This is a genomic window from Acinetobacter sp. WA-87, from assembly GCF_039938935.1.
In the GTDB taxonomy this organism is placed as follows: domain Bacteria; phylum Pseudomonadota; class Gammaproteobacteria; order Pseudomonadales; family Moraxellaceae; genus Acinetobacter; species Acinetobacter seifertii.
Map to the genome: position 1 here is coordinate 575,274 of NZ_JBDUVF010000002.1, position 11,968 is coordinate 587,241.

The window sequence follows — 11,968 nt, forward strand, 5'->3', positions numbered from 1 at the left end:
TTTAATTATGGTTTGATCAAAGCTACCCGCTATTTACCGATGAGTAGAGTCTGCTTTTGATGTTATTGCTCATATTTTAAAAGCTGGCTCAAGGCTTCTTATAATATGTGCCATATTGTTTACAATTACAATCATTCACCCCAAGTACACTATTTAAATAATACCAATTAAAACAAATATTTAAAAAAATAATAACTGTGGTTTTTACAGATCAAAACATTATTAGCCTTCACACTTAACAGAGTGAAAGTGTTTTTAAATTGACACTTACATGTGTTTATCTATGGTTTTTTGGCATTAAGCAGTATAAAACAATGAGAAATCTATTCGTATTAGAGCATTTATGAAGGTTGTGATTGCCCCTGACTCATTTAAAGACAGCTTATCTGCTTTGAAGGTAGCACAAGCCATTGCCAAAGGATGGCAAGAGGTTTTTCCTCATGCAGAAACGTTGATTTGCCCAATGGCAGACGGCGGTGAAGGAACTATTGAAGCTGTTTTAGAAGTCTGCAAAGGTGAATGGCGTGAAAAAACTGTAGTCGGGCCATTAGGTCAGCCTGTTCAGGCCAAATGGGGATGGCTAGAGCATCAAAAAATTGCCATTATTGAAATGGCTCAAGCAAGCGGCATACAGTTAGTCCCACCGACTGAGCGAGACGCTTGCCACAGCACGACGTTTGGAACAGGCCAGCTCATTTTGGATGCTTTAGATGCAGGCGCAAAAGATATTATTTTAACCTTGGGCGGTAGTGCAACTAATGATGGTGGCTCAGGCTTACTCAGTGCTTTGGGCGCAGTTTTGCTCGATACCAATCAAAGGGTTTTACCCGCAGGTGGCCTCGCTCTAAGCAACCTATCACACATTGATTTAACACATCTCGACTCTCGTATTGAACATACACGGTTTTTACTGGCTGCCGATGTAACCAATCCACTTTGCGGTCCAAATGGCGCATCACATATTTTTGGCCCACAAAAAGGGGCTTCCCCTGCTCAAGTACAGTTACTCGATGCAGCCCTTGCCCATTTTGCCGATGTCACGGCACAACTTTTAGGTTTCGACAAACGAGATGAAGCAGGCTCAGGTGCTGCGGGTGGTTTAGGCTTTGCTGCCAAAAGTTATTTAAATGCGTCGTTTAAAGCTGGTGTTAAAGTCGTGGCTGAACTGAATGAACTTGAACGTAAAATTGCTGATGCAGATTGGGTGATTACGGGTGAAGGTAAATTTGACCAGCAAACTTTAAGTGGCAAAACCATTTTTGGGGTGAGCCAAATAGCAAAGGCGCACAATGTACCTGTGATTGTGATTGCTGGGACATTAGGCGAAGGCTACCAAGCGCTTTATGAACATGGGGTTACGGCTGCTTTTTCACTCGCCAATGGTCCCATTACATTAGAACAAGCCTGTGAACATGCGGCGGAACTTATTTATGAAAGAACAGTCGATATTGCGAAATTAATTCAGTTTAGCCAAACCAGCTTCAAAGATGAAAAAGCTTAATCGGCTAATTTTAAAAGGCTCTCTTTACAGCTTTCTAATATTTCATCGCTAAGGTTTGATTGGTCTGGGCATGCGCGAGACAAGGCAATTGCCCCTACGGATTGAGCAAGAATATTAATGGCTTGCTTTCTCAACTCTGGCGTTTCCAAAGAAACTTGTTTTGCTCGTTCACTCATAATGAAGCGAATAAGTTGCTCAATGCCCTCTTCAAATTCTACTTTTACCTCGTCGGGCTGTCGTGCAGCATCACAAGATAGCGCCGTTAGCGTGCAGCCCACATCTCGATTATCTCGATGAGTACGAGACACATAAAGCTGAATAAATTGAGTTAAGTTTAAACCTTCTATTCTTTTCAAAACCTGCTCAAGTCCATGTTTAACAGTAATTGAGACAAGGTCTGTTTTCGAACTGAAATGTTTATAAAAGCCGCCGTGGGTAAAACCTGCGCTAGACATTAACTCGGCAATTCCGACCCCATCGTAGCCTTTGCTACGAAACAGTTGAGTTGCCTTTTCAACAATTTTATCTCGGTTTTCTTTTACCTGAGTTTTACTGACTTTCATGTTGACGCACCCACTTTTATTCACCCTACTCGTCATAATTATACATTGATTATGATTGACATCAAAAATTAGTTATTTTAGATTATAATCATCATCTAAAAATTAAAGCGTGGAGACATCACATGTCAGCTCAATCAAAAGTACTTATTACAGGAGCTTCGTCAGGGATTGGTTCTGTCTATGCAGACCGATTTGCTCAACGTGGCCATAACTTAATTCTGGTGGCACGAGACACCAACCGCTTAGATAAAATCTCGAAGGACCTCCAAGAAAAATACGGTGTACAGGTCGAGTTCATTCAAGCCGATCTATCAAAAGATCAGGATATTAGTAAAATTGAAGATGTACTCAAAAACGATGCTGATATTGAAATTTTGGTAAATAACGCAGGTATTGCACTTAATGGAAACTTTTTAACTCAAGATCGTAATGAGATTGAAAAACTTCTGACTTTAAATATGACTGCGGTGGTTCGATTATCTCATGCAGTTTCCGAGCAACTTGTGCGTAAAGGTAAAGGTGCCATTATTAATTTAGGCTCTGTACTTGGCTTAGCGCCTGAATTTGGTTCTACCATTTATGGCGCAAGTAAATCCTTCATCCAATTTTTTAGCCAAGGTTTACATTTAGAGTTAAAAGATCATGGCGTGTATGTACAAGCAGTATTGCCTTCGGCAACTAAAACTGAAATTTGGGAACGTTCAGGTATGGATTTAAACCAAGTACCACCATTAATGGATGTGAATGATTTGGTCGATGCTGCTCTTATCGGTTTTGATCGCAAAGAAATAATTACAATTCCTGTGCTGAAAGATGAAAATCAATGGAATAATTTTGAAAAATCACGTATCACTTTACTACCAAACTTTTCTTCGGCTGAAGTAGCTCAACGTTATAAAAACTAACAAGTACCGCTACCCAACTCTTAAGTAGGAAAAACTTATGAATGTTATTGATGCTCTCCGTAAGCGCCGTGCAATTAAACGCTTCGACCCTTCTTTTCAGTTATCTGAAGATAACAAGAAAGAGTTATTACAAGAAGTTTTAGCAAATGCACCAAGTGCTTTTAACTTGCAACATTGGCGTCCAGTGATTATTGAAGACACTGAGTTAAGACAAAAAATTCGTGCCATTGCTTGGGACCAACCACAAGTTACAGAAGCATCTTTACTGATTGTGTTATGTGCAAAAGTAAATACATGGGAAGTTGATGCTAAACGTGTATGGGATGGCGCGACTCCAGAAGTTCAAAATATTATGGCTGGCGCGATTGACCAATATTACCGTGATCGTCCACAAACTCAACGTGACGAAGTGATGCGTAGTGCGGGCATTTTTGCGCAAACCCTCATGTTACTTGCTCAAGAACATGGTTTAGATAGCTGCCCTATGGACGGTTTTGACTTTGACGCAATGGCGAAGCTTGTTAACTTGCCTGAAGACCATGTAGTGTGTTTAATGATTGCCGTTGGTAAGTCGGCTTCTGAACCTTACCCACGTGTGGGTAAACTTCCTTACGACGATGTGATTATTCAAAATACATTCTAAGCACTAAAATTTTAGCCCCTCATACTATAAATAGCATGAGGAGCTAACTTTTAACTGGAATGTTATTTTTGCGACATTATTTTGCCTTTTTAGCGTTTAATTTATTGGTTAAACGACGAACTAAAAGAAAAAATAAAGGCACAAAGAAAATAGAAAGTAAGGTACCAGAAATCATACCGCCCGTTACGGCTATACCAATTTCTTTACGGCTTACAGCCCCTGCTCCTGTAGATACGGCCAATGGAAGAACACCTGCCACAAATGCCAGAGATGTCATAATAATGGGGCGTAATCGCTGACCTGCACCTTCAATAATCGCTTCCATTAATGCTTGCCCTGCCTCTAACTTAGCTGCCGCGAATTCAACAATTAAGATAGCATTTTTGGCAGAAAGTCCAATGGTAGTAAGCATAGCCACCTGAAAGTAAATATCATTCACAAAACCAGCTAGACTTGCAGCCACTACAGCTCCAATCAGGCCTAAAGGAATCACTAGCATGACAGAAACAGGAATAGACCAACTTTCATAAAGTGCTGCCAAACATAAAAAGATAAAGATAATTGAGGCTAAATATAACCAAATGGTTTGACCACCAGCTAACTTCTCTTGATAAGACAACCCGCTCCACTGAAGGTTAAAGCCTTGTTGCTGATCAACTAACTGCTGCATCTTATCCATAGCTCCACCAGAACTTTCACCAGTTGCCGCAGAACCTTGTATTTGTACAGCTGAAAGACCATTAAAGCGTTGCAGCATTTGGGGTCCCATTTGCCATTTTACAGAAGAGAAACTAGAAAATGGCGTCATCTGACCTGTCGCACCGCGAACATACCATTGCCCAATATCTTGAGGTAAGGAACGATAAATCGCGTCTCCTTGCATATAAACTCGCTTAACACGTCCCTGATCGATGAAATCATTAATATAAGATCCACCCCATGCCGACGACAGCGTATTACTGATATCGGCTTGAGCCAAACCAAGTGCACTGGCTTTTCTTTGATCGATGTCGACTTGTAACTGAGCTTTATCTTCTAAACTATTTAGACGGACTGCTGCTAAGCCAGAATCAGCACTTGCTGCTTTTAACACAGTGTTTTGTGCCGCCAGTAAAGCATCACGTCCTTTATTTTCAGCATCTTGTAACCAAAGCTCGAAACCACTTGATTGTCCAAGCCCCCTCACTGCGGCTGGTGAAAGTACCTGAACACGTGCGTTACGCAGTGACTTGAAATATGAGTTTGCCCGAGCAATCACTGCTTCTGCTGTGTTTTCACTCCCTTCTCGGTCATCCCAATGTTTGAGTCCAGCAAATGCCATTCCCACATTTTGCCCACTGCCTGCGTTATTTCTACCCATCACCATGAAAATCACATTGAGATTATCCTTTTCTTTCGTCAGGAAATAATCTGCTATCTGATTACCTACCCGTTCTGTTTCAGCGAGTGTCGTGCCTACAGGTGTACTAAACTGGACCATAACCGAGCCTTGGTCTTCTTGTGGTAAAAACCCAGTATTCATACGCGTATATTGCCAGCCTAACAAAGCTGTAATACCTAAGAATATGATCATAAATATTTTGGGCTTACCTAAAACAGCGAGCAGCTTTGTACGATAGCCTGACTGCCCTTGTTCGACTTTACGATTGAACCAAGTAAAGAATTTTCTCTGCTCATGTTTTTCATTTGCAGGTTTGAGTAAGGTTGCACATAACGCAGGTGAAAGGGTTAAAGCAACAATGGCTGAAAGCACCATAGCCGATACGAGTGTTACCGAAAATTGGCGATAAATAATGCCGACAGAACCACCAAAAAAAGCCATCGGTAAAAATACCGCAGCAAGGACCATCGCAATACCAACCAGCGCACCCGATATTTCTTTCATCGAAATTAGGGTGGCTTGCCGAGCATCAAGATTTTGCTCATGCATAACCCGCTCAACATTTTCTACAACAACAATTGCATCATCTACCAGCAAGCCAATTGCAAGGACCATCGCAAATAAAGTCAGCGTATTAATGCTATAGCCCAATATACTGAGTACGCCAAATGTTCCTAACAATACGACAGGAACCGCAATAGCTGGAATTAAAGTCGCACGCCAGCTCTGCAAAAATAAGAACATAACAATAATGACGAGAACAATTGCCTCAGCTAAAGTTTTAATCACCCCTTTTACAGATGCTTCGACAAATGGCGTACTGTCACGTGGATATGCAACTTTTAACCCCGATGGCATTGAGCCGATTAAACGCGTGACCTCAGCTTTCACCCTTTCAGCGGTTTCTAAAGCATTAGCACCCGAAGCAAGTTGAATAGACATACCTGAAGCTGGCTTTCCATTCAAACGTGTAGAGGTTTGATAGCTTTCTGCACCGCGCTCTACACGGGCCACATCTTTAAGTAAAACAACAGCACCGTTTGTTTGAGTCCGTAAAATAATATTTTCAAATTGGTTGACAGTCTGTAGACGGGATAATGCGGTTACTGTTGCATTTAAAGCCTGTCCGTCACGAGTAGGTAATGCACCTAACTCACCTGCTGTAATTTGTGCATTTTGAGCTTCAATTGCAGTTCTGACATCTGAAGGCATAAGGCCATAGCTATTTAGTTTATGCGGATCGAGCCATATGCGCATTGCATATTGAGCACCAAATACTGTGATTTCACCTACACCATCAACACGACTTAATGGGTCTTGAAGTGTGCTCACCATGTAGTCGGATATATCGACAGATGTTCTTGTGTTACTTTCATCGTAAAGTGCAAAGACCAATAAACTGTCACCCTGTGACTTTGTTACGGTAATGCCTTGTTGCTGAACCTCTTGAGGAAGTCGGCTAAGCGCCTGATTGACGGCGTTTTGTACCTGAACCTGCGCTGTGTCAGGGTTTGTTTTTTGATTAAAACTTAAGCTTATACGTGCCTGACCAGCCGAACTACTACTCGATGAAAAATAAAGTAAACCATCAATACCCTTAATTTGCTGTTCCAAAATCTGGGTCACACTGTCTTCAACAGTTTTGGCAGATGCTCCGGGATAATTTGCAGTGACGTTTACACCCGGTGGTGCAATATCTGGATATTGTTCAATGGGCAAGGTCAAAATAGAAATTGTACCCAAGGCCATAATACAAATAGAAAGAACCCAAGCAAAAATAGGCCGTGCAATAAAAAAACTCGACAACATAGCGCATCCTCAGCTCATTGGTGTGGGTTCAATCGCCATACCGGCACTTAAACCTTGCAGGCCATCAACAATGACTTGATCTCCTTCGTTCAAGCCAGATATCACTAACCAACGGTTATCCATTGCATTTCCTAGCTTAATTTTTCGTTGTTCAGCTTTATTATCTTTTCCGACCACCCATACAAGCGCGTTTCCATCAGCATCTCTGAAAAGAGCGCCTTGGGGAATCAAAATGCTGTTAGGCCGCGTACCCGTTCCAAGTTCTGCGCGCACATATATTCCCGGCAATAAACCATGATTTGGATTTGAAAATGCTGCACGCAACGTGATACTTCCTGTCGCTTCATCCACTGCAATATCACTAAACTTAAAGGTACCTTGCTGCGAATAAGTAGTACCATTTTCAAGCTGTAAACGGACTGAAAGTTGAGTTGGTTTTATTCCATTTTCAGTAAGCTGTTTACGCAGCGCCATATATTCATCACTCGACTGGGTTAAATCGACATACATCGGGTCAAGTTTTTGAATGGTTGCTAAAGGGTCTGTTTGAGCCGACGTGACTAAAGCTCCGCGTGTAATTGAAGAGCGTCCTATTCGCCCTGAAATAGGCGCAGTAACTTGTGTATAACGTAAATTGGTTCGTGCTGTTTTTAATATAGCTTCATTTACCGCAACGGTAGCTTTTGCCTGTTCATACGCACTTAACGCATTATCAAGTTCTTGCTGACTCACGCCATTTACCTTAATGAGCTCCTTATAGCGCTCAGCTTGCAGACGAGTTGAGTTCACTGTTGCTTTAGCAAGAGAAAGATTACCAGCAGCCTCATCAACACTATCGCGATAGAGTGACGAATCAATTTTATAAAGCGGTTGTCCTTTATTCACCTGAGAGCCTTCTTTAAACAACTGCTCAACGACTACTCCGTTTACTTGTGGACGCACTTGTGAAATTTCAGAGGCCACTGTTCTTCCAGCTAACTGGTAAGAAGATTCAATCGTCTCTTTTTTTATGGTGATAACACCAACCTTTTGGTCATTTTTAACAATAGGTTTTTCAGAATCACATCCACTTAGAAACAAGAGCACAGGCAATAAATACAAGGTTTTACGACTAAAAAAATGAATATCAGGCATATCGGGAACCCGAGAAATATAGACAATTTATTTACTTTACTGTAAAGTAAATAAATAAGATGTGCAAGAAAACACCATATGTTAAAAAAATCTCCAGGACGTCCCTCTCGAATCCGCCCAACTCTTATAGCAGCAGCACGTGAACTCTTTCTTGAACAAGGTTTAGAAGTCCGTTTAGAGGCTATTGCCACTAAAGCTGGTACAAATCGACAAACTTTATATAACCATTTTCCAACCAAAACAGCGCTGCTGATTGAAGTCTTCGACCATTTAAAAGCAGAAATGGAAGCTCCTTTTATTGAGCATCACGTGGATAGTAACAAACGATTAGATCAACGTTTATTTGATATTGGGCACGCTGTGCAAACTCATTTTTATAATGTTGATGCGATTCGTCTGCAACGATTAATGATTATTGCTTTAGTTGAAATGAAAGAGATTCTTCCTAAAATTCAGAATCGTACTCAAGGCAATATTAAGAGGTCTTTAAGTCATATTCTTGAAACTGCACACAATGCAGGCTTAATTCAAGTTGAACATCCTGATGAAGCTGCTAAAGCCTTTTTGGGTGCTGTGATGGGATATTCTTATCCTGCAACAATGTTAGGTGGTGCACTACCAACTTCTCAAGAATTGAAAAAACTCAATCAAGAAGTTTGTTCAATGTTTTTAAAGGCATGGCAGTATAAAGAATAATTGTATAAGCAATAAAAGCTCCGTGTTTAGAGGGGCTTTTATTGCTTCAAATCATTAATCGTATTTCTTTAAAGTTTTGATCAAAGCCTCATGAAATAGTTTCGGGTTTTGCATTTGTGGTGAATGTCCCATACCTGCAAATTCAATTAATTCAGCGTTTGGAATTAATTTTGCAGCCTCTTTACCTAGAACACTGTATTGACCAATTTTTTGCTTAACTTCAGGTGGAGCTATATCACTACCAATTGCAGTTGTGTCACCTGTACCGATGTACAGCACGGTAGGCACTTTAAGATGAGAGAATTCATAATAGACAGGTTGAGTAAAAATCATGTCGTAAATAAGTGCTGAGTTCCAAGCGACTTTTTCATGTCCCTTCCCTGCATTTAATCCAGCTAACATATCTACCCATTTATCATATTCAGGCTTCCATTGCCCCTGATAATAAGTTTTTAATTCATAAGCTTTAATAGACTCAGCACTCACTTTCAGTTCACGCTGATACCATTGATCAATACTGCGATATGGAACTCCTTTTGCTTTCCAGTCCTCTAAACCAATTGGATTGACCATTCCTAATAATTTTGTTTCTTGTGGATACATCAAAGCATAGCGGGTTGCCAACATACCACCTGTTGAATGCGCCAATAAAATAGGTTGTTTAACCCCTAATTTATCGAGTAAAGCATGTGTGTTCTCTGCAAGCTGTTGGAAACTATATTGATAATGATCTGGTTTGCTAGAAGTACAAAAACCGATTTGATCGGGAGCAATCACCCGATAGCCATTTTGCGTTAGAAAACTAATGGTTTCTTCCCAAGTTGCACCACAAAAGTTTTTGCCATGCAAAACCACCACTGTTTGTCCATTAGGTTTTTTGGGTTGAACATCCATATATCCCATTTTTAAATTTTGCTGTTGGGATGAGAAGTTAAAATATTGGAGCGGATAAGGATATTTAAATCCTTCTAAATGCTCTCCATACACATTATTTGCAGAACTGACTGTTGTTGCAGTAAGACAAGCAAAAAATAAAGACAAGAATGGCAGTTTATTTTTCATCTTTCATTTCTCTCGAACAAATAGGAATAAGGATGTTTTAGCTGAGTTACATCCGAGTTCAAGATCGATTCGAATGTAAAAGTTTTACGGATTATTTAAATAGAAATTTGGATAAACTTTTCTCGACGCCTTCAGGGTTTTCTTCAATTAGCCAATGACCTGTGTTAGGTAAAATTACCGCTTCTAACTTAGCTGGATCTTCCACAAACTTCGCTCTCATTTCTTTAATCAATACGTCATTCACTCCCTTTTCACCACTAAGTGCCATTGCAGGAATAAGTAACTTTTTGTTATTTGCTAAAAGTGCTTCATTTTGTAGGGCTGAGTCTTTCTTTGAACGGTAATAGCCAAAGGCTGCTTTTAATTTATCTCGAGTCGAATATGGCTCAATCAACTCAGCAAGGAGTTCAGGCGTAAAAATGTCTTTTTTACCTGCATAAGTTTTAATAAAGTACGAGAGAAATAAATTTGGGTCATTCGCAATTTGCTTTTCAGCAATATCACCAAAACTAAAATAACCAAAATGCCAGCCTAAACCCGGCCCTTTCGGTGAATAACCCGGGTGATTGAATGTCTCCATATCTGGAATTGGAGAATCCATAAAGACAACTTTTTTAACGTAATCTTGATTATTTGCAACTAGAGGGTAAGAGGCCGTATTTCCAATGTCATGACTCACATAATAAATAGGCTCATTCTTGGTAATTTTTTTTATCGCGCCAATCAAAATTTTTGATGTATTTTCTGCCGAATAATCATTGTTAAGTATGGGAGATGATTGACCTAAACCCGGTAAATCAATTGCAATCACTTTATGGTCTTTCATATAAGAAAGCATGACTGGTTCCCACATTTTCCATGTCGAACCAAAACCATGAATAAATACAATTGGTGTGCCTTTAGATCCACCTTCAACGTAATGAAGTTTTACGCCTTCAGACTCGATAAACTTACTAGATAAACCTTTTGCATAAGCATATTGTCCTAACCCTTCAGATTTCACTTTATTAAACATTTGCTGTGAAATGGCTGGCGGTGTATCTATCGACTTTAAGTTTGGGTCATATTCTGCATTTGCATATGAAGAACTAACCAAAATAAAAGCTGTAGAAATGGATATATTTTTAAAATATCTATTCATATTAATGACTCATTTAAAATAAATAATTCATTGCACCCAAGCCTTAAGCCTGAGTGCGATGAATTTCATATTTATTTAAATAGAAAATTGGATAAACTTTTCTCGACACCTTCAGAGTTTTCTTCCACCATCCAGTGGCCTGTATCTGGCAAAATAATGGCTGAGTATTGGGCTGGATCAGCTACAAATCTTGCTCGCATCTCTTTAACCAAAACATCATTTACGCCTTTTTGGCCTGTAAGCGCCATAGAAGGTATGGTTAACTTTTTGCCACTAGCAAGTAATGCTTCATTTTGACGAACTGAGTCTGCATGCGAACGGTAATATCCAAAAGCTGCTTTTAATTTATCTCGAGTCGAATATGGTTCAATCAACTCAGCAAGTAGCTCAGGTGTAAAAATTTCTTTTTTCCCTGCATAGGTTTTAATAAAGTATGAGAAAAATAAATTTGGGTCATTTGCAATTTGCTTTTCAGCAATATCACCAAAGCTGAAATAACCAAAGTGCCAACCTAAACCCGGGCCATCTGGGGTATAGCCGGGATATTCGAACATGGCACGGTCAGGAATTGGCGAGTCCATAAATACAGCTTTTTTGATATAGCCCTGATTATTGGCAACCAATGGATAAGAAGCCGAATTACCTAAATCGTGACTGACATAATAGATTGGCCCTTTACCAGCAATTTTTTTAATTGCGCCAATCAAGATTTTTGAGGTATTTTCTGCCGAATAATCATCGTTAAGTATTGGAGATGATTGACCCAAACCCGGTAAATCAATTGCAATAACTTTATGGTCTTTCATATAAGACAGCATGACTGGTTCCCACATTTTCCATGTCGAACCAAAACCATGAATAAATACAATTGGTGTCCCTTTAGATCCACCTTCAACGTAATGAAGTTTTACACCTTCAAACTCTATAAACTTACTAGATAAACCCTTTGCATAAGCATATTGTCCTAACCCTTCAGATTTCACTTTATTAAACATTTGCTGTGAAACGGCTGGTGGCGTATCTATCGACTTTAAGTTTGGGTCATATTCTGCATTTGCTTGACTCAATCCCAATACACCAATTGCTGCGGACAAAGTCATTACTTTAAAAAATTTATTCATTTTCTTAGCCTT

The 11,968-nt window shown here is 39.8% G+C and carries 10 protein-coding genes; 4 read left to right on the forward strand and 6 right to left on the reverse strand.

Features of this window, described 5'->3' with window-relative positions; genetic code table 11:
• Nucleotides 1-343: 343 nt before the first annotated feature.
• Nucleotides 344-1,501 (forward strand): glycerate kinase, encoded by a 1,158-nt coding sequence (locus tag ABFY81_RS09670; RefSeq protein ID WP_347913641.1) that lies wholly within the window; start codon nt 344-346, stop codon nt 1,499-1,501.
• Here ABFY81_RS09670 and ABFY81_RS09675 read toward each other — a convergent pair.
• A complete protein-coding gene (locus tag ABFY81_RS09675) occupies nt 1,498-2,064 on the reverse strand; it encodes a TetR/AcrR family transcriptional regulator (protein WP_347913642.1) in 567 nt (188 codons plus the stop codon). The two genes, ABFY81_RS09670 and ABFY81_RS09675, sit on opposite strands and share 4 nt — an antisense overlap.
• Nucleotides 2,065-2,186: 122 nt before the next feature.
• Here ABFY81_RS09675 and ABFY81_RS09680 point away from each other — a divergent pair, with 122 nt between their 5' ends.
• Together ABFY81_RS09680 and ABFY81_RS09685 are read left to right on the forward strand one after the other, a co-directional pair.
• Complete coding sequence (locus tag ABFY81_RS09680) at nt 2,187-2,969, forward strand: SDR family oxidoreductase (protein ID WP_347913643.1); 783 nt, start codon at nt 2,187-2,189, stop codon at nt 2,967-2,969.
• A 37-nt stretch (nt 2,970-3,006) separates the two neighbouring features.
• A complete protein-coding gene (locus ABFY81_RS09685; protein WP_100290253.1) occupies nt 3,007-3,612 on the forward strand; it encodes a nitroreductase family protein in 606 nt (201 codons plus the stop codon).
• Nucleotides 3,613-3,688: 76 nt separating this feature from the next.
• Here the strand turns inward: ABFY81_RS09685 and adeE are convergent, their stop codons facing one another.
• Together adeE and adeD are read right to left on the reverse strand one after the other, a co-directional pair.
• Nucleotides 3,689-6,802: a multidrug efflux RND transporter permease subunit AdeE gene (gene adeE, locus ABFY81_RS09690; protein ID WP_347913644.1), complete on the reverse strand. Its 3,114-nt coding sequence runs from the start codon at nt 6,800-6,802 to the stop codon at nt 3,689-3,691.
• Nucleotides 6,803-6,811: 9 nt separating this feature from the next.
• Nucleotides 6,812-7,936 (reverse strand): multidrug efflux RND transporter periplasmic adaptor subunit AdeD, encoded by a 1,125-nt coding sequence (gene adeD, locus ABFY81_RS09695; RefSeq protein ID WP_347913645.1) that lies wholly within the window; start codon nt 7,934-7,936, stop codon nt 6,812-6,814.
• 78 nt (nt 7,937-8,014) lie between these two features.
• Here adeD and ABFY81_RS09700 point away from each other — a divergent pair, with 78 nt between their 5' ends.
• Nucleotides 8,015-8,632, forward strand: coding sequence for a TetR/AcrR family transcriptional regulator (locus ABFY81_RS09700; protein WP_216134911.1), 618 nt, complete (start codon nt 8,015-8,017; stop codon nt 8,630-8,632).
• Nucleotides 8,633-8,686: 54 nt separating this feature from the next.
• On the opposite strand, the gene ABFY81_RS09705 is transcribed toward ABFY81_RS09700, so the two are convergent.
• The 3 genes from ABFY81_RS09705 to ABFY81_RS09715 form a co-directional block, all read right to left on the reverse strand.
• The gene (locus tag ABFY81_RS09705) at nt 8,687-9,694 is read right to left on the reverse strand and encodes an alpha/beta hydrolase (RefSeq protein WP_198072202.1); all 1,008 of its coding nucleotides are present in this window, start codon (nt 9,692-9,694) and stop codon (nt 8,687-8,689) included.
• Between the two features lie 91 nt (nt 9,695-9,785).
• A complete protein-coding gene (locus tag ABFY81_RS09710; protein WP_347913646.1) occupies nt 9,786-10,835 on the reverse strand; it encodes an alpha/beta hydrolase in 1,050 nt (349 codons plus the stop codon).
• A gap of 71 nt (nt 10,836-10,906) precedes the next feature.
• Nucleotides 10,907-11,956 carry an alpha/beta hydrolase gene (locus ABFY81_RS09715; protein ID WP_347913647.1) on the reverse strand — a complete coding sequence of 350 codons (1,050 nt, stop codon included), beginning with the start codon at nt 11,954-11,956 and terminating at the stop codon, nt 10,907-10,909.
• Nucleotides 11,957-11,968 lie beyond the last annotated feature (12 nt).